Genomic DNA, 19,026 nt, shown 5'->3' on the forward strand with positions numbered 1-19,026 from the left:
TTGCGCAGGAAGCGCCAACGACAATACGGAAACAAGGGAATCCACCAAGGACGGTGGCTAGCACGGACGTCAGGATATCGGTCTGCAAAACCCCGCTTCGAAAGAGGCGGGGTTTTTTCTTTGCCTGGGATTTCATGTCGTTATGCATCGGCTTTCGTAGGAGCGGATCTTATCCGCGAACTTGGCCGATAGCCGGGTGGCAAGAGATTGCACCGCTGTCGCGGTGATCGCGGAGAAGCTCCGCTCCTACAATAGCCAGAACTCCTGACCCTTCACACCGCTCCATCCAGCAACGAGCGCAGCAACTCCACCGTCGGCTGCTGGCGCTGCGCGTCGCGACAGACCAACCCCACGCTCAACGGAATGCGCGGCTCGCTCAGCGGCTTCCACAGCAGGTCCTTGTGCGCATGCATCTGCCGCGCGCGACCGGGCAGCACCGTGGCGAAACGGCTCTGCGGCAGGCTGTCGAGGATGCCGCCCATGTGGTTCAGCTCCGCCTGCACCCGTGGCCGCCGACCGATGGCCGCCAGTTGCTCCTGCCAGATCTGCCGGGCGCGGAATTCTTCGCCGAGCAGCAGCATCGGCAATTCCGCCGCCTGTGCCAGCGACACCTTCTTGAAGTCCTTCAGCGGATGGTCCGCCGGGATCACCAGTTGCAGCTCGTCCGGATACAGCTCCACGCCGTGCAGCGCCGGCTGGCGCGGCGGCAGGAAGCCGATGCCGATATCCAGTTGGCCGATCAACAGGCGGCGCTCGATCTCCACGCCGGAGAGTTCGTAGATGCGCACCTGTAGATGCGGCTGCGCGGCGTGCAGGCGTTCCACCAGATGCGGAACCAGGCTCGCGTTGACCGTCTGCAGCACACCAATGGCCAAGCTGCGTGCGCTCTGCCCGCGGAAACCGCGCAGCGCCTCGCGGGCACGCTCCAGGCCTTCGAGCAGTGGCACCGCATGGTTGTACAGCGTGTGCGCGGCGGCCGTGGGCAACAGGCGCTTGCCGCTGCGCTGGAACAGCGCAACGTCGAGGTTCTGTTCCAGTTGGCGGATCTGCTGCGACAGCGCCGGCTGGGAAATCGCCAGGCGTTCGGCGGCGCGCCCGACATGGCCTTCCTCGTAAAGCGCGACGAAATAGCGGAGCTGGCGGAAATCCATAAGGTCTGCTTATCAACGAAACTGGAAAATCGAAATGGAGTGTCACCCATCCAGGCCACTACTCTAGCGCTTGTCCGCTGTCTCAGATGGGTAGACAAAGGTGGAAAGCATCGTCATCCAGGGCGTTTTCATAGGCAAAGTCGAAGAAAGCTGGGGAGGTCTGCTCAGCGATATCGACAGGCTGGAAACGCATCAGGAAGTCTGGCTCGGCGCCGAAGGGCTGCCGGGGGACGCACGGGCCGACCTGCGCCGCGACGGCGGTCTGGACCGTGCGCTGCACCACTACCCGGCCGAGCACTACCGCCACTGGCGCAAGCAGCATCCGCAGACGCGCTGGCGACAGCCGGCCTTCGGCGAGAACCTGTCGACCTTCGGCCTCAACGAACATGAGGTGTGTATCGGCGACCTGTTCCGCTGGGGCGAGGCGCTGATCGAAGTGAGCCAGCCGCGCTCGCCCAGCTATCGCCTGGCGAAGCGCTGGAACCTGCCCCGACTTCCGCTGGAAGTGCAGGAGCAGGGGCGCTGCGGCTGGTTCTACCGGGTGCGCCGGTCCGGCATGGTCGCGCCCGACGCACCGCTGGAGCTGGTGCAGCGACACTACCCGCAGCTCACCGTGGCGAGCCTGCTGGACTGGTACTTCGGCCATCCGCTGGAACGTACCGGACTGCGCCTGATGATGGCTTGCGACGCGCTCTCCCTGCGCTGGCGCAAGACCGCCGCGCAACGCCTCACCAGTGGCGTGCTGGAAGACTGGACGGCCCGCCTGGCGGGCCCCGAATGTTCGGAGCAGGGCGGCCTGCATATCTGAGCCGCGCTGCTTCGCAAATGCCCTCGCGCCCGCCCCCGGACGTCGTCTTGGTCCTGCGGGGCGGCTTTTATTGCCGCCGTCGGGCCCTCCGCAGGGCTCGACGGCGCTGTCATGCCGACGTAACACCACGTTCCTAACCTTCCGCCGATAGCTTCTACTGGCAACCCGAGCCGACTATAGAGCGGCCCTGCGGAAGGACTCCCCGTGATGAGCGAACGTTTCCAGGATTTCCACGACCGACTGGCCGCCTTCGACGACCAGCCGATCAACCCCTCCGGCAATGTGCCGATGAGCGAGCTGATCGATGCCTCGCGCCGCCGTCTGCTGAAGAACAGCCTGGTGCTGGGTGCCGTCGGCTTCCTCGGCGGCGGCCTGTACCCCGGCCGTTCGCTGTTCGCCGCAGACGCCCCGGTGCCCACCGCGCTGCTGGGCTTCAAGGGCGTGTCGGTGCAGCAGGACCCGAAATTCGACCGCGTGATCCTCGCCGAAGGCTACACCGCGCGGCCGTTCTTCTCGTGGGGCGACGCGGTGGTGACTGGCTCGCCGGCCTGGAAAGGCGACGCCAGCGAGGACTGGAAAGCCCAGGAACTGCAGGCCGGCGACAACCATGACGGCATGCACTACTTCCCCTTCCCTGAGGCACCGGACAGCCATGGCCTGCTGGTGATCAACCACGAGTACATCAACCCGACGCTGCACCCCAAGGGCCAGACCTTCGAGGATCGCCCCGATGGCACCCGTGGTCGTCCGGAAGGCGAGGTGCGCAAGGAAATCGCCGCCCACGGCCTCAGTGTGGTCGAGGTGAAGAAGGACGCCGACGGTCAATGGCAGCGCGTCGAGGGCTCGAGCTACAACCGCCGCATCACCGGCAGCTCGCCGCTGGACCTTTCCGGGCCGCTGGCCGGCCATGACCTGCTGCGCACCGCCAGCGATCCGGAGGCGAAACAGGTGCTCGGCACCCTGAACAACTGCTCCATGGGCGTCACGCCGTGGGGCACCTACCTGGCGTGCGAGGAAAACTGGCACCAGTACTTCGTCAACCGCGACAAGGCCGACTTCGCCAAGCGCGTGTCGCACAAGCGCTACGGCCTGTCCAACGGCCAGTTCAGCAACTACTACGCCTGGGAGGCGGTGGACGCGCGCTTCGATGCCACGCCGAAGGCCGATCAGCCGCACCGCGGCCACGTCAACGAGCCGAACCGATTCGGCTGGGTGGTGGAGATCGATCCGTACGATCCGAAATCCACACCGAAGAAGCGCACCGCTGTTGGCCGCTTCTGCCGCGAGTGCTCGACCCTCTCGCTGGGCGCCGACAACCGCATGGCCTTCTACTACGGCGACGACACCAAGGGTGAGTACATCTACAAGTTCGTCCCGGCAGGCCAGTACGAGCCGAACAACCGTGCGGCGAACGTCGATCTGCTGGACGAAGGCACCCTCTACGTCGCGCGCTTCAACGCCGATGGCAGCGGCCAGTGGCTGCCGCTGGTGCATGGGCAGAACGGCCTGACCGCCGAGAATGGTTTCGCCAGCCAGGCCGAGGTACTGGTCAACGCCCGTGCCGCCGCCGACCTGCTGGGTGCCACGCCGATGGATCGCCCCGAGTGGGTCGCCGTGCAGCAGACCACCCGCGAGGTCTACGTCAGCCTTACCAACAACGATGCCCGCGGCAAGAAGCAGCCGGTGGATGCCGCCAACCCGCGCAAGGACAACCTCCACGGGCAGATCCTGCGCTGGAACGAGGCGGGCGGTGATCCGACCGCGACGACCTTCCAGTGGGAAATCTTCCTGCTGGCCGGCGAGCACAAGGGCGCCAACGCGCCGGAGAACCTGATCGGCACCATCAACGGCGACATCTTCTCCTCGCCGGACGGGCTGTACTTCGACACCGCCGGCCGGCTGTGGATCGAGACGGACTACGACGACGCCGAGGCGCCGATGCAGGCCATGGGCTGCAACCAGCTGCTCTGCGCCGATCCGCATAGCCGCGAGGTGCGGCGGTTCCTGGTCGGTCCGCGTGGCTGCGAGCTGACGGGGATTACCCAGAGCCCTGACGGCAAGACCATGTGGGTGAACATCCAGCACCCGGGCCTCAGCTTCCCGGCCAGTGATGGAAAGAGCATCCCGCGTTCCACGACGCTGGTGATTACCAAGGACGATGGGGGCGTGATCGGGACGTGACGCTGGGGCAGGATATGCACCGCTATTGCGGTGGTCGCGGAGAAGCTCCGCTCCTACAAAGTCCACCGTGTCGCCATGCGGCACCTGTAGGAGCGGACCTTGTCCGCGATCCGGCCGTCAGGCCAGTGGTGAGGATTTGCACCGCTATTGCGGTGATCGCGGAGAAGCTCCGCTCCTACAAAGCCCACCCCGTGTCGCCATGCGGCACCTGTAGGAGCGGACCTTGTCCGCGATCCGGCCGTCAGGCCGGTGGTGAGGATATGCACCGCTATCGCGGTGGTCGCGGAGAAGCTCCGCTCCTACAAAAGCCCATCCGTGTCGCCGAGCGGCTCCTGTAGGAGCGGACCTTGTCCGCGATCCGGCCGTCAGGCCGGTGGTGAGGATTTGCACCGCTATTGCGGTGGTCGCGGAGAAGCTCCGCTCCTACAAAAGTCCACCGGTGCCGCCGAGCGGCTCCTGTAGGAGCGGACCTTGTCCGCGATCCGGCCGTCAGGCCAGTGGTGAGGATTTGCACCGCTATTGCGGTGGTCGCGGAGAAGCTCCGCTCCTACAAAAGTCCACCCGTGCCGCCGAGGGGCTCCTGTAGGAGCGGACCTTGTCCGCGAGGCCCTCCAGGGCAGAACTCAAAGCTCGACTTCCCCGCCCGCCAACGCACACAGCTCGGTGAAATCGACGATCTCCGTCTCCCGCCCATCGACCCGGATCAATCCGTGCTTCTGCAAGCGGGTAAAGCTGCGCGACACGGTCTCCACCGCCAGCCCCAGGTAGTCGCCAATCTCGTTGCGCGACATGCTCAGGCGGAAGCGCGTAGCAGAGAAACCGCGCTCACGAAAATGCGCGGAAATGTTCAGCAGAAAGGCGGCGATGCGTGAGTCCGAATTCAGCCGCGAGAGCAGCAGCTTCATCTGCTGATCCTCGCGGATCTTGCGGCTCATCATCAGCATGATCTGGTGGGACAGCCCCGGAATCTGGATCGACAACTCTTCCAGCTGATTGAATGGAATCTCGCTGCACAGCGTGCTTTCCAGCGCCTGCGCCGATACCGGGTAGCTGCCTTCGCCCATGCCGGAGAAACCGAAGATCTCGGTGGCGAAATAGAAGCCGGTGATCTTCTCCAGGCCCTGTTCGTTGGTGGTGAAAGTCTTGATCGAACCGGAGCGCACCAGGTACACGCTGTGGAACGGGTCGCCCTGGCGGAATACGAAGTCCCCTTTATGCAGCAGATGCCCCGGCTTGATGATCGCCTCGAGCTCCTCGACCTTCTCGTCGCTAAGAGTGGGCGGCGCCAGCCGGCAGTTCTTGCAGTACGGTTGCGGTTTGATCATCTGATTCATCCATATCCCCATGCGCCGGCTAATCGCGCGCAGTTCAGCGTTCCTCGGGCGCATTGCCCCCTCATGGAACCATAGCAACTGACAGCCATATGTCACCCGTCGGGCAGCCCGGCGGGCGCTCGGGCAATGGATTTTTCATACCGGCTTGACCCTTTCTTCACCGCGTCGCCCGCAGTCTGCACGGCCATGCGCCAAGGGGGTGTCGGGGGAGCCCACGTACTCCGGGGTGCAGCGTCGCGATCGGTCTGGACGGACGCGCGTCGGTCCCGCTCATTTTCCGGAGATATGCCCGTGAACAAACTGCCACAGATCACCCTGGCCTTCTGGGTGATGAAGATCTGCGCCACCACCCTGGGGGAAACCGCCGGCGACCTGCTGTCGATGACCCTGAACGTCGGCTATGCGATCAGCTCGCTGATTCTCATCAGCCTGTTCCTCATCACCCTGATCGGCCAGCTCGCCAGCAAGCGCTACGTGCCCTGGCTGTACTGGCTGGTAATCCTCTCCACCAGCACCGCCGGCACCACCATGTCGGACTTCATGGACCGTACCCTGGGCCTGGGTTATGCCACCGGTTCGGCGATCCTGGTCAGTATCCTGGTGGCGATCTTCGCCCTCTGGCGTTTCAGCGGCACCTCGCTGTCGGTGGACAATATCCGCAGCTTCAAGGGTGAGATGTTCTATTGGATCGCCATCCTCTTTTCCAACACCCTCGGTACCGCGCTGGGCGACTTCCTCGCCGACGATTCGGGCCTGGGCTTCGCTGGCGGCGCGCTGCTGATCGGTAGCCTGATCGCCGTGGTGGTGCTGCTGCACTACTTCACCAAACTGTCTTCGGTACTGCTGTTCTGGGTGGCCTTCGTATTGACCCGTCCGTTCGGCGCGACCCTGGGCGACGTGCTGACCAAGTCCCACGAAAAGGGCGGCCTGGACTTCGGCACCATCGGCTCCTCCGCCATCCTCGCCGGCATCCTGATAGTGCTGGTGGTCATGGTCAGCGTGCGGCAGAAGCGCGAAGTGCAGGACGGCACGGCAGTGCTTACCTCCTGACGAGCTGAAGCGCGGCCCGTCCCCTGAAAAGGGCGACGGGCTGGCTTTGTGAAATTTGTTCTGTTATTTTTCATGAAAAATAATCAAAACAATTTCACGAGGTAGCGATGTTCCTGCGTTCCAGCGAGCCAGTCGGCACCTACTATGCCGGCGCGAATCCCGAGCTGATCCAGCCGCGCGAAGCGCTGCATGAACCGCTGGAGTGCGAGGTCCTGGTGATCGGTGCCGGGTTCAGCGGCCTGCACACGGCGCTGCAACTGGTCGAAGGCGGACGCCAGGTCTGCATGATCGAAGCCAGCCGCATCGCCTGGGCCGCCTCCGGGCGCAACGGCGGGCAGGCATTGCCGGGTTGGTCCAGCGACCTGGGCCCCATCGAGGACGACCTCGGCCACGAAGGCGCGCTACGCCTGTGGCAGGGCATGCTCTGGGCCGCCCACGAACTGCGCGACCTGCCGCAACGCCACGGCTTCGACTGCGACTACCGTATCGGCCACTTGTGGACCGCCGTGCTGCAACGCCGGGTCGGTTCACTCTACGACTGGCAGGCGGAAGCCAATCGCCGCTGGGGCTACGAAGGCCTGCAATTCATCCCCCGTGAAGACCTGCCGCAGTGGATCGCCAGCGACCGCTACCAGGCCGGCCTTTACGATCCCAACTCCGCGCACCTGAATCCGCTCAAGCTGGCCTACGGTCTTGCCGGCGCCATCGAGCGTGCCGGCGGCCGCATCTTCGAGCAGACTCGCGCGCTGAGTTTCCGCGAGACCGGCAACGGCTACGAGGTGACGACCGAGCATGGCAGCGTCCGTTGTGCCTCCCTGGTGCTGGCCTGCAACGCCTACATCGACGGGCTGGACCGCGACGTCTCCGAGCGCATCCTGCCGGTGGGCACCTACCAGGTCGCCACCGCGCCGCTGGGCGAGGAGCTGGCCCGCTCGCTGCTGCCGAAGAACTGCTGTGTCACCGACAACCAGTTCGTCCTCGACTACTTCCGCCTGACCCCCGATCATCGCCTGCTGTTCGGCGGCGGCTGCACTTATCTGGGCGGCATGCCTTCGGACATCCGCGCTGCGACGCGTCCCTATGTCGAGCGGGTGTTCCCGCAGCTCAAGGGCGTGGAGCTGGAGTACGCCTGGGGCGGACATATCGACTGCAGCATGCGGCGCACCCCGGACATCGGCCGGCGCGGCGATCTCTACTGGCTGCAGGGCTATTCCGGCCACGGCGTACTGCCCAGCCTGGCCGCCGCCCATGCGGTGAGCGAAGCCATGTTCGGCCGCAGCGACGAGCTTGACCTCTATCAACGCATCCGCAATCCCGGGTTCCCCGGCGGCCAGCGCTTCGCCGCGCCACTGGAAGCCGTCGGCAAGGCCTGGTATCGATTGCGGGACTTTGTCTAATTCGGAACCTGCCATGACCCAGACGGCCACCAACGAACACCTTGCCACGCTGATCCGCGACCTGCGCAAGCACAAGAATCTCACCCTGGGTGAGCTGGCCGAACAGATCGGCCGCTCGGTGGGTTTCCTGTCCCAGGTCGAGCGCGGCCTGTCGCAACCCACCGTGGCCGACCTCACCGCCATCAGCGAAGCCCTGGGCGTGCCGACCACCTACTTCTACGCCGGCGACACCCGCCGCGAACGCGACTGGGTCACCCGGCCGAACGATCGCCGCACCCTGTACTACGCCGGCGGCGTCACCGACATCCTCGCCTCGCCGAACATGTCCGGCGGCTTCTCCATGCTCGACAGCATCCTCGCCCCCGGCGCCACCAGCGGCGAAGGCCATCTGGACGACAGCTCGGAGCAGGGCGGTTTCGTCCTCGAAGGTGAGCTGACCATCTGGTACGAAGACGACACCGTCACCCTCTACCCCAACGACAGTTTCCAGCTGCCGCCGCACAGCCAGTTCCGCTACGGCAACCTCACCGACAAACCGACAAGGGTGCTGTGGATCTTTACGTAATTTCCCAAGCCAGCCCGCGAGGGTTGGCTTGGGAAAACGATCCGGCCGCCCCCGCACAAAGGCCCCAGAGAAAATCATGAACCGCCCGATGCATCCCGACCTGCTCAGCGAAGTCCGCGCCTTCCGCCAGCAATACCCGGACATCCGTTACGTCGACCTGATCTGCCTGGACATTCCCGGCCACTTCTACGGCAAGCGCTACCCCGTGGACATGCTTGAGAAAGTCGCCGCCGGCAGCCCGCTGAAGCTTCCGCAGAACTGCGTGCTGCTGGGCGTACAGGGCGGCCTGCACCCCATCGGCGACTACTGCTTCAACGACGGCGACCCGGACGCGCCGCGTCGTCTGATCCCCGGCTCGCTCAAGCCGGTGCGCTGGGAGAACCAGCCGCTGGGGCAGATGCTGATCAGTTCCGACGGCACCGAGGCGCCCATCGAATTCGAGCCGCGCGAAGTGCTCGCCCGCGTCATGCAGCGCCTGGAGTCCAAGGGCATCCGTCCGGTGGTGGCCTTCGAGCTGGAGTTCTACCTGTTCGACAAGAAGCTCGACGCCGGCTTGCCGCAGTACCCGCGCGACCCTCTGTGCGATGACGAAGACGACCAGCCGAACATGCACATCGAGCGCCTGTCGCGCTTCTCCGACGTGCTCCATGAAATCGTCGAAGCCTCCCGCGAGCAGGGCGTGGACGCCAACGTGATCACCGCCGAGATCGGCCCCGGCCAGTTCGAGATCAACTTCGCCCACTGCGACGACGGCCTGCACGCCGCCGACCAGGCCGCGCTGTTCACCCGCGCCACCCGTGGCGTGGCACTCAAGCATGGCCATCGCGCCAGCTTCATGAGCAAGCCTTACCTGCACGCGCCGGGCAGCGGCATGCACGTGCACGTCAGCCTGTACGACCGCGACGGCAACAACCTGCTCGACCGCGACAACCAACAGGCCCTGCGCCACGCCGTGGCCGGCTGCCTGGAACTGCTGCCGCACTGCATGCCGATCTTCGCCGCCAACCACAACGCCTACCGCCGCTACGGTTCGCGGGTCAACGCGGCAAGCAAGGCCAGCTGGGGCTTCGAGGACCGCGATGCGTGCATTCGCATTCCCGAATCCGACGGCAGGAACCTGCGCATCGAGCACCGCCTGGCCGGCGCCGACGCCAACCCGTACCTGGTGCTCGCGGCGATCCTCACCGGCATGGAACATGGCCTGGAAACCCGCCAGGAACCCATCCCGCCGCTCAACGAGGACCGCTCCAGTGGCATCGACTTCCCCCGCGACATGCTCGGCGCCGTCGCCGAGATGGAAGACCACCCGGTGGTGAAGGAAGGTCTGGGCAGCGAGTTCGTCTTCGTCTACTGCGAGAACAAGCGCCACGATCATCTGGACTTTATGAACGAGGTCAGCGCGCGGGAGTACCGCTGGTTCCTCTGAGGATCAAAGGCCCCTCACCCTAACCCTCTCCCGCGAGCGGGAGAGGGGACCGGGCGGTGCAGAATGAAACCCTGGCGTCAGCCGGCACGGACGGCTTCCTCTCCCTCTGGGAGAGGGGACGGGGCGGTGCAGAATGACACCCTGGCGTCAGCCGGCACGGACGGCTTCCTCTCCCTCTGGGAGAGGGGACGGGGCGGTGCAGAATGACACCCTGGCGTCAGCCGGCACGGACGGCTTCCTCTCCCTCTGGGAGAGGGGACGGGGCGGTGCAGAATGACACCATGGCGTCAGCCGGCACGGACGGCTCCCTCTCCCTCTGGGAGAGGGCTGGGGTGAGGGGAAGCATCGGCACGGACTTCCCGAGAAAGACTGTCGCTCCTGCGCTCGGAACAAGCGCCAGCACCTCCGGGTGCGTAGGAGCGGACTCCGTCCGCGATTGTCCCCCCGCCGAAACTGTTATCGCCGGGGGCCACCATCACCGACACAGCCCACCCCACGGCGCGCCAGCAGCAGATTCTCTGAACCCGCTTCCCCCGCCAGCGGTCAATTCCATGCACAAGGCAATCTCACAAGGAGCCACCGCATGGACTTCATCCGCATCCTCATCGCCATTCTTCTGCCGCCGCTGGGCGTGTTCCTCCAGGTCGGTTTCGGCGGCGCGTTCTGGCTCAACATCCTGCTGACGCTGCTCGGCTACATCCCCGGCATCGTCCACGCCGTCTACATCATCGCCAAGCGCTAACCCGCCCGGCTGCCCTCCCAGAAATGCTCCGCCAGCATCCTCAGCTCCGCTGACAGCTCTGCCATACGCGCGGCGCTGCGCTGGCAGGTGCCGACCTTCTCCGCATTGCTGTCCGCCGAGCTGCGAATGGCGTGCAGGCTGCGCTGCACGTCCTCGCTGGCGACGCCCTGTTCCTCGATGGCTTCGGCGATCTCCAGGCTCATGCGCTGGATCGCCGAGACCTGCTCGCTGATCTGTTCCAGCGTGCCCGCCGCGTGCCCGGCCTGCTCCAGGCTGGCGACCGCCTGCTCGCAGCAGTGCCATAGCGCCCGCACCGAATCCTCGGCGCCTTGCTGCAGATTGCCCACCAGCGACTGGATATCCCGCGCGGAGTTCTCCGTGCGCGAAGCCAGTGCCCGCACCTCGTCAGCGACTACCGCAAAACCACGCCCGCTTTCCCCGGCGCGCGCCGCCTCGATGGCGGCGTTGAGCGCCAGCAGGTTGGTTTGCCCGGCGACATCGCGGATCACCTCGAGCATCCGCGAGATCGCCTCGCTGTGCTCCTTCTGCTGTTCCACTGCGACACTCGCTGCGCGCACGCCGGCCTCCAGTGCTGCCAGTTGGCCGCGCGTGCCATGCACATCCTGATGCCCGGACTGGGTGATGCGCTCGCTGCATTGCGCGGCCACCGCACTGTGCTGTGCGTGCCTGGCGACTTCCTGGACGCTCTGCGCGAGCTGCTGCATTGCGCTGGCCACCTGTTCAGTCTCGCGTTGCTGCAACTGTGAAGCGGCGCTGCCGCCGGCCATGGCATCGGCCAGCGCGGCGGAGTGTTCGGCCAACTGGTGCGAGGCATCCGCCATGCGTCCGACGACTGCGGCGGTCTCCGCCTCCAGCATGCGGAAGGCGAACTCCAGTTCGCCGAACTCGTCGCTGCGGCCGGTGTAGAGCTGCTGGCTCAGCGGGTTGTCGGCGAATTTTCGGGCCCGCGCGAGGAGCGCGCCGAGCGGTTGCAGGCGCAGTACCAGCCACGCGCCGGAGGCGCCCAGTGCCAGCAGGAAGCCCAGTGGCATAAGTTTCGGCAACCACAGCGCCAGCAGGGCTCCCCCGGCTTGCGCCAGGATCAGCCCGATCAACAGTTGCGCCACCAGCGGCAGGCGAGGACGACGCAACGTCGCTCCCTCGCGCATCCGCGCGTACAGGCGCTCGGCCGCGTCGACCTGCTCGGCGCCGGGGCGAGTGCGCACCGACTGGTACTCCACCACCTTGCCGCCGTGGCGGATTGGCGTGACGAAGGCGCTGACCCAGTAGTGATCGCCATTCTTGCAGCGGTTCTTCACCAGGCCCATCCAGCTGCGCCCGGCCTGCAACGTCTGCCAGAGATGGGCGAAGGCAGCGGGAGGCATGTCCGGATGGCGCACGCGGTTATGGTTGAAACCCACCAGTTCCTCGGCCTCGAAGCCGCTGACCTTGATGAAATCCGGGTTCACATGGGTGACCGCACCCTTGAGGTCCGTGGTGGAGAGAATGTTGGCGTTGGCCGGCACATCCACCTGGCGCCCAGTGATCGGCAGGTTCTGCTTCATCGCTGATGCTCCAGGCAGGTTGGGAAGAGTTCCTCCGGCGCCAGCGGCTTGCTGAACAGGAAGCCCTGGGCATGGCGGCAGCCCTCGGCTCGCAGGAAGTCGAGGTGCTCCTGGCGCTCCACGCCTTCGGCCACCACTTCCAGGCCGAGGCTGTGGCCCAGGCCGATGATGGCGCGGCAGATGGCGCTGAGCTCCGGGTCGTCCGGCACGCGGGTGATGAAGCTGCGGTCGACCTTGAGGATGTGCAGCGGGTAGCGCTTGAGGTAGCCCAGTGAGGAATAGCCGGTGCCGAAATCGTCCAGCGCCAGGCGCACGCCCTCGGCGGCCAGTTCGCGCAGGCAGGCGAGGGTTTCCGCGCCGTCCTGCATCAGCAGGCTCTCGGTGATCTCCAGCACCAGGCTGCGCGGCGACAGGCCGCTCTCGTCGAGGATCTGCTGCACCCGCGCAGCGAAGCCCGGCTGCTGCAGTTGCCGACTCGACAGATTGACCGAACAGTACAGGCTGCGATGTCCCTGGCTCTGCCACAACGCCGTCTGCCGGCAGGCCTGGCGCAGTACCCAGTCGCCCACCGCGACGATCTCGCCCGACTCTTCCAGCGCCGGGATGAAGTCCAGCGGCGAGACCGACTGGCCGTTGTGCTTCCAGCGCAGCAGCACTTCCACTGCTTCCCAGCGGGGCGATTCGCGGTCCAGGCGGACGATGGGCTGGTAGTGCAGGCTGAACTCCTCGCGGCGCAGGGCTTGCGCCAGCGCGCTCTCCAAGTCGAGCCGGCGCTGCGCTTCGGCCTGCAGTTCGAGGCTGAAGCGTGCGTACTGCGCCTTGCCGGCCTCCTTGGCGCGGTACAGCGCGAGGTCGGCGGCCTGCAACGTGTCGATGGCCTGGCCGTCGGTCATCAACCCGGTGATGCCGATGCTGGCGCTGACCACCAGGGTGCGGCCGTCCACATGCAGCGGCTGGCGCAGGCAATCGAGCATGCGCTGCGCGACCTGTTCGGCGTCGACCAGGCTGGCCAGGTCGTCCAGCAGCACCACGAACTCGTCGCCGCCGAAGCGCGCCAGGTGATCGCCCGGTCGCAGGCAACGCAGCAGGCGCTGGGAAACTTCCACCAGCACGCGGTCGCCGACCGCGTGGCCGAGGCTGTCGTTGATCAGCTTGAAGCGGTCCAGATCGATGAACAGCAGTCCGGATTCGCGTGCGCCGGGGCGGCGCTGGCGCATCAGGGCCTGTTGCAGCAACTCGTCCAGGCGCAGGCGGTTGCCCAGGCCGGTGAGCGGGTCATGCCGGGCGGCGTGGCTGAGCTGGTGCTCGCTGGCCTTGTGCTGACTGATGTCGGTCTGCGAGCCAGCCATGCGCCCGTCGGTGACCACGCCGCGCGCCAGCACCCAGAGGTAATTGCCGTCGCGCTGGCGGATGCGGTACTCGTGGCTGAGCAGTGCGCTGCTGCCGCGCAGGTGTGCGTCGATGGCCTTGCGCAGGCCGGGCAGGTCGTCCGGATGCACGCGGGCGAACCAGCTGGTGCTGCCTTCGCCGAGGTTGTCGCGGGTCAGGCCGAGCATGCGCGCCCAGCGCTCGGAAACGTAGAGGCGGTCGTTGCCCAGATCCCAGTCCCAGATGCCGTCGTTGGCGCCGCGCAGGGCTCGGGCGAAGCGCGCCTCGCTGTCCTCCAGCGCCTGGCGCTGGGCGGCGCCATAGGTGTCGATGGCCAGCGACATGTCGAAGAACACCCGCTTGAGCAGGCTGGCGTAGGTCCTGGCTTCCGGCGCATCGCCCATCAGGTCGGCGAGCATCTGGTCCAGGTAAAGGCGATAGGCGCCCATGTACCACTTCAGCTCGACGCCGACCTGCTGGTGCACCAGCCCGATACGCAGGCGGTCGCGCACGTAGTCGGCGTCCTGCGGCGCGTCCCACAGCTGGCGGTAGTATTCGAACTGGCTGCATTTCAGGCGAGCCAGCGTTGCCGGCTCGGAGAGAATCGCGCCCAGGGGCGGATAATGGCGCAGGTGATCGTAGAGCTGCTCGATGAAGCGCTGGTGGCAGCCCTCCAGTTCGGCGGCGCGGCCATGCAGATGGCGGCCGTCCTCCTCGCGCCACTCCAGGTAACTCAGGCGCTGATCGACTTCCATCGTCGACAGGCCGATGCGCTCGAGCACGCTATCGAGCTTCGGTCCCAGGCCCATGTTCGGCTCCTTGCGGGTCTGCTGTTTTTGTCGGGCATGAAAAAAGCGCCGGCTCGTCATCACGTCGAAATCGACGGTGACCAACTCGGCGCTTTGTCTTGCAGGCCCACAAGTCCTGCCCGGCAAAGCCAGCTTCCGCAATGGCGGAACGCGGGTGGAAGTCTTTTACACCAGCGGGCGCGGCCCCGACAACTCCTGCAGTGCGCCGCTCAGGCGCTGGCGCAGCTCGCCCAGCTCGCGGGAGCGGAAGGCATGGCGGGTCTTCTCCAGCACACCGATGGCATCGGCCAGCAGCGCCAGTATCCGCGCCGAATCGCTCAAAGGCGCGTCCTTGAACCATCGGCACAGCGGCGCTTGCTCGCAGTTACGCGGCCCTTCCATCACCGCGCAGGGCAGCTCGTAGGCCGCCAGCAAGGCACGAACCTGGCGTGCCAGCGCCGGGTCCTGGGAAGTGACCAGCAACTGGACTGGATACCGGTGGAGAGTCATGAGGGGCTCACTCATAGCAGGGAGCTGCCAATTTAACGGCTAGTGGCAATCTGATATTGACCCCTGTCATGTCGGCGCGGCGCCTGCGTCAGATGGTCGACGGCGGGTGTGAAGTGGCTCGCATTGCGGTGGCGGAAAACCGGCGAGCGCGGTCGGAGCGGGCTCCTTCCGTCATGTTCTCGACGTCCCGCTCGCCGCTTGTCAAAGCCCGGAAACGCAAAAGCCGCGCATCTGCGCGGCTTTTGCTGAAGAGGTGGTGGGCCCACACGGACTCGAACCGTGGACCAAAGGATTATGAGTCCTCTGCTCTAACCAACTGAGCTATAGGCCCCCAGAAGGCGGGCGGATTATAACGGCGCGTTCCGGGTTGCGCCAATCGGGTACAGCGGGACCAGGAAGCGGTTGGCAAAGGCGTCGGCTGGCAGCGGGGCGCTCAAGGCGTAACCCTGGATCTGGTCGCAGCCCTCGGCCTCGAGGAAGCGCTCCTGGGCTTCGTGCTCCACGCCTTCGGCGATCACCGTGAGGTTCATGCTGCGGCCCAGGGCGATGATGGCGCGGGCGATGGCGGCGTCGTGCGGATCGTCCGGCAGGCCATGGACGAAGGACTGGTCGATCTTCAGGGTGTCCAGCGGCAACTGCTTGAGGTAGCTCAGCGAGGAATAGCCGGTGCCGAAGTCGTCGATGGCCAGCTGCACCCCAAGGTGCTTGAGGCTGTGCAGGATCGACAGGGCTTCTTCGGTCTGGTGCATCAGGAAGCTTTCGGTGATCTCCAACTGCAGACGCGAGGGCTGGAGGTTGTACTGGGCGAGTAGTTCGCGGATGCGTTCGACCAGGTTGGTCTGGCGCAGCTGCGCGCCGGCCAGGTTGACCGACAACGGGCCGAAGGCGGCGTGGCTGTCCTGCCAGTGGCTCATCTGCCGGCAGGCTTCGCGCAGCACCCAGTCACCCAGGGGCAGGATCAGGCCGTTTTCCTCCGCCAGCGGAATGAATCGATCCGGAGAAATCGCACCGAATTGCGGATGTTTCCAACGGATAAGCGCCTCGGCACCTACCAACAGGCCGCTGCCCAGCGCCAGTTTCGGCTGGTAGTAGAGCTGCAGTTGATCGGTCTCCAGGGCGCGCCGTAGTTCGTGCTCCAGGGCCATGCGCTCGGTGGCCTGGAAGGTCAGCTCGCGGGTGTAGAACTCGACGCGGTTGCGGCCCTGGGCCTTGGCGCGGTACATGGCGGCGTCGGCATTCTTCACCAGCGTGGCAACGTCTCCGCCATCGCCGGGATACAGGCAGATACCGATGCTGGCGCTGACGAAGAACTCCTGTTCGCCGGCGATGAATGGCTTGTCGAAGCATTGCAGCAGCTTGTTCGCCACGTGTTCGGCGTCCAGGGCGTGGTGCAAGCCGGGCAGGAGGATGATGAACTCGTCCCCACCCTGCCGCGCCACGGTGTCGACATCCCGCAGTTGTTCGCGCAGGCGGGTGGCGATGGACTTGAGCAGCAGGTCGCCGACCGGGTGGCCGAGGCTGTCGTTGATGTGCTTGAAGCGATCGAGGTCGAGGAACAGCACGGCACCCTGGTGATTGTCCTCCTGGGCTTCCTTGAGGGAAGCGGTCAGGCGGCTTTCGAACAGCAGGCGGTTGGGTAGGCCGGTGAGCGGGTCGTGATGGGCCTGGTAGTCCAGGCGCGCCTGGGCGTACTTGAGCGTGGAGATGTCGGCGAATACGCCAACGTAGTGCGACAGCGCGCCATCGACGTTGCGCACCGCGCTGATGGTCAGCCACTCCGGGTACAGCTCGTGGTTCTTGCGGCGGTTCCAGATTTCGCCCTGCCAGTGGCCTTCGGCGGCGAGCTGGTGCCAGAGGGCGACGTAGAAACTGCTGTCGTGCTGCCCGGACGAGAGCAGCCGCGGCGTGTTGCCGAGCGCTTCGTGTTCGCTGTAGCCGGTGATCTCGCTGAAGGCGCGGTTGACCGCGACGATCCGCTGCTGCGCATCGGTGATCATCACGCCTTCGGCGGTGCTTTCGAACACGGTGGCGGCGAGCAGGAGCTTTTCCTGCATCTGCTGACGCTCGGTGATATCCCGGGCGATGGTCAGCATGCACTCGTCGGTGCCGATGGTGATGCGATGGGCGGACAGCTCGCACAGGCGCAGGCTGCCGTCGCGGGTGCGGATCTGCGCGGTGAAGTCCTGCACGCTGGAGATCCGGTCGATGACCCTGAGCAGCTTGTCGCGGTCCTCGGGGTTGGCCCACAGCTGCAGGTCGAGGGTTGAGCGATCGGCTGCCTCCTCGCGGCTGTAGCCGGTGATGCGCGAGAAACCCTGGTTGACCTCCACCAGCCGTCCGTCGCTGATGCGCGAAATGAGCATGCCGTCGGGGGAGGCGTGGAAGGCTTTGGCGAATTTTTCCTCGGAAACGCGCAGCTGTTCCTGGGTTTCCTTCACCTGGGAAATGTTGCGCACCACCACGACCAGCGCCGGGGTGTCGTCGAGGATGATGTGCTGGGCCGAGAGCAGCGCGGTGAAGTGGCTGCCATCACGTCGATTCAAGGGAATCTCGACGTTGTTCAGCGGCTCGCCCTGCAGGCGTTTGAGCATCGCCGGGCCCATGCCGGGGGCGCCCCAGATGCCCAGTTCGGTGGACGTCCTGCCCAGCGCTTCGCTGGCGGGAATGCCGATCTGCTGCTCGAAGGTGCTGTTGACCGCCAGCAAGGTTCCGTCGACGCGGCGGGCGAGAACGATGATGTCCGGGCAGTGGTGGAACACAGAGGCGAATTTCTGCTCGGACAGGCGTAGTGCCTGCTCGGTGTGCTTGGCGTCGGTGATGTCGATCATCAGGCCGCGGAGGATCAGGTCGTCGCCGTGCTGGATCAGCGTGACGATGTCGCGGATCCACACGACGCGGCCATCGGCGGCCAGCATGCGGTAATCGAAGCTGTGGTTGCGCCCCGCCTGGCTTTCGCTGAGGCAGTAGTTCACCGCATGGGCGGCGTCCTCCGGATGCAGGGTGCGCTGCCAGAAGCCGGGCTCCAGCCAGTCGCGGAGCGGGTAGCCGAGCAGGCGCTGGGCGTGGGGCGAGACATAGGTGAAGCGGTTTTCCGCCAGGCGCATTTCCCAGGCGATGGCAGCGAGGCTTTCGACCAGGCCGCGGTAATGCTGTTCGCTGTCGCGCAGGGCCTGTTCGAGTTTCTCGCGACGCTGCACCTCGGCGCGCAGGCGACGGTTCATGGTCACGAGCACCAGGACGGACAGCGCGATCAGTAGCAGGATCGGCAACGCCACGGCAAAGACTTCGCGCCAGATGTTGCGCTTGTCGAGCAGGCCGCCGACCCAGGGCGCCTGCAGTGCCTCGATGTCTGCGGGCTTCAGGTCGGCGATGACCTTGTCGATGATCTCGATGAGGATCGCCTGATCCTTCGGTGCGGCCATCGCCAACTGATAGCGATAGGGAGTTTCGCCGCTGATCTGCAGTCCTTCCAGCTTGAGCTGACGCAGATTCCAGACGCTGGAGGCGAGGTCGCCGACGAACACGTCGACTTGTCCGGTGGCTAACGCCTGGAGCCCCGCGGCAATGGTCGGCAGCGGCGAGAGATTGAGATCGGGGTGGTTGGTGACCAGCAACTCGTAGGGCGCGTAATGGGCCACGACGCCGACTTTCAGGCCGTAGAGCTCCTTGAGGTTGGTCGGCGCGGGGCCGTTCTTGCGGCCGAGGATGATGATCGGGAAGTCGAGGTAGGGGCGGGAGAAGGTCAGGTATTCCAGGCGATCGGGCGTCGCCATGATGCCGGGTAGCAGGTCGATGCGCTTGTCGCGGGCCTTCTGCAGGACGTCGGTCCAACTGGCCGGCTCGACCGGTTGCAGCTGGACATTCAGATGCTGGCCGATCAGCTTCACATAGCTGGCGGCCAGGCCCTGGTACTGGCCGGTGTCATCGCGGAATTCGAAGGGAGGCCAGGAGGCGTCCACTCCCAGGCGAAGGCTCGGATGATCCTGCAGCCAGCGCTGTTCCTCGGGCGTGAGGTTCAGGGCGAGGGCCTGTCCCGCCCAGAATGCGAGGCACCACAGTAGAACTGCCTGCAGACGCGGCATGGACGGCCTCTTTCTCGGAAAGTAAGCCGAAGTGTAGACGTGGCCCTTTGCCCTTTGGA

13 protein-coding genes and 1 tRNA gene are annotated in these 19,026 nt (G+C 65.7%); 7 read left to right on the forward strand and 7 right to left on the reverse strand.

Going from position 1 to position 19,026, the window contains the following annotated elements; translation table 11 throughout:
• Positions 1–272 precede the first annotated feature (272 nt).
• On the reverse strand, positions 273–1,151 hold the full coding sequence (locus JVX91_RS08000) for a LysR substrate-binding domain-containing protein (protein ID WP_205338782.1): 879 nt from the start codon (positions 1,149–1,151) through the stop codon (positions 273–275).
• A 100-nt stretch (positions 1,152–1,251) separates the two neighbouring features.
• On the opposite strand from JVX91_RS08000, the gene JVX91_RS08005 reads away from it, so the two are divergent.
• Together JVX91_RS08005 and JVX91_RS08010 are read left to right on the forward strand one after the other, a co-directional pair.
• Entirely contained in the window at positions 1,252–1,959 is a 708-nt protein-coding gene (locus tag JVX91_RS08005; RefSeq protein WP_205338783.1) for an MOSC domain-containing protein, read from the forward strand.
• A 207-nt stretch (positions 1,960–2,166) separates the two neighbouring features.
• Positions 2,167–4,140: a PhoX family phosphatase gene (locus tag JVX91_RS08010; protein ID WP_205338784.1), complete on the forward strand. Its 1,974-nt coding sequence runs from the start codon at positions 2,167–2,169 to the stop codon at positions 4,138–4,140.
• Between the two features lie 623 nt (positions 4,141–4,763).
• On the opposite strand, the gene fnr is transcribed toward JVX91_RS08010, so the two are convergent.
• On the reverse strand, positions 4,764–5,474 hold the full coding sequence (fnr, locus tag JVX91_RS08015) for a fumarate/nitrate reduction transcriptional regulator Fnr (protein WP_205338785.1): 711 nt from the start codon (positions 5,472–5,474) through the stop codon (positions 4,764–4,766).
• A 291-nt stretch (positions 5,475–5,765) separates the two neighbouring features.
• Between fnr and JVX91_RS08020 the strand changes: the two genes are divergently transcribed.
• The 5 genes from JVX91_RS08020 to JVX91_RS08040 all read left to right on the forward strand — a co-directional run bounded on the left by JVX91_RS08020 (position 5,766) and on the right by JVX91_RS08040 (position 10,654).
• On the forward strand, positions 5,766–6,524 hold the full coding sequence (locus JVX91_RS08020) for a hypothetical protein (protein WP_205338786.1): 759 nt from the start codon (positions 5,766–5,768) through the stop codon (positions 6,522–6,524).
• A gap of 107 nt (positions 6,525–6,631) precedes the next feature.
• Positions 6,632–7,921, forward strand: a complete 1,290-nt coding sequence (locus JVX91_RS08025; protein WP_205338787.1) for an FAD-binding oxidoreductase — start codon at positions 6,632–6,634, stop codon at positions 7,919–7,921.
• Between the two features lie 13 nt (positions 7,922–7,934).
• A complete protein-coding gene (locus tag JVX91_RS08030; protein WP_037010973.1) occupies positions 7,935–8,486 on the forward strand; it encodes an XRE family transcriptional regulator in 552 nt (183 codons plus the stop codon).
• Positions 8,487–8,562: 76 nt separating this feature from the next.
• Positions 8,563–9,912, forward strand: a complete 1,350-nt coding sequence (locus tag JVX91_RS08035) for a glutamine synthetase family protein (RefSeq protein ID WP_205338788.1) — start codon at positions 8,563–8,565, stop codon at positions 9,910–9,912.
• Positions 9,913–10,495: 583 nt separating this feature from the next.
• Positions 10,496–10,654 carry a YqaE/Pmp3 family membrane protein gene (locus JVX91_RS08040; protein ID WP_017516589.1) on the forward strand — a complete coding sequence of 53 codons (159 nt, stop codon included), beginning with the start codon at positions 10,496–10,498 and terminating at the stop codon, positions 10,652–10,654.
• Here JVX91_RS08040 and JVX91_RS08045 read toward each other — a convergent pair.
• The 5 genes from JVX91_RS08045 to JVX91_RS08065 all read right to left on the reverse strand — a co-directional run bounded on the left by JVX91_RS08045 (position 10,651) and on the right by JVX91_RS08065 (position 18,967).
• Positions 10,651–12,219, reverse strand: coding sequence for a PAS domain-containing methyl-accepting chemotaxis protein (locus JVX91_RS08045; RefSeq protein ID WP_205338789.1), 1,569 nt, complete (start codon positions 12,217–12,219; stop codon positions 10,651–10,653). The genes JVX91_RS08040 and JVX91_RS08045 overlap by 4 nt on opposite strands.
• Entirely contained in the window at positions 12,216–14,396 is a 2,181-nt protein-coding gene (locus JVX91_RS08050) for an EAL domain-containing protein (protein ID WP_205338790.1), read from the reverse strand. The genes JVX91_RS08045 and JVX91_RS08050 overlap by 4 nt, the downstream gene beginning before the upstream one ends.
• Positions 14,397–14,561: 165 nt before the next feature.
• Positions 14,562–14,885, reverse strand: coding sequence for a hypothetical protein (locus JVX91_RS08055; protein WP_205338791.1), 324 nt, complete (start codon positions 14,883–14,885; stop codon positions 14,562–14,564).
• A 254-nt stretch (positions 14,886–15,139) separates the two neighbouring features.
• A tRNA-Ile gene (locus JVX91_RS08060) sits at positions 15,140–15,216 on the reverse strand.
• A 16-nt stretch (positions 15,217–15,232) separates the two neighbouring features.
• The gene (locus JVX91_RS08065; RefSeq protein ID WP_205338792.1) at positions 15,233–18,967 is read right to left on the reverse strand and encodes an EAL domain-containing protein; all 3,735 of its coding nucleotides are present in this window, start codon (positions 18,965–18,967) and stop codon (positions 15,233–15,235) included.
• Positions 18,968–19,026 lie beyond the last annotated feature (59 nt).

The sequence above is a fragment of the Pseudomonas sp. PDNC002 genome (assembly GCF_016919445.1).
GTDB lineage: Bacteria > Pseudomonadota > Gammaproteobacteria > Pseudomonadales > Pseudomonadaceae > Pseudomonas.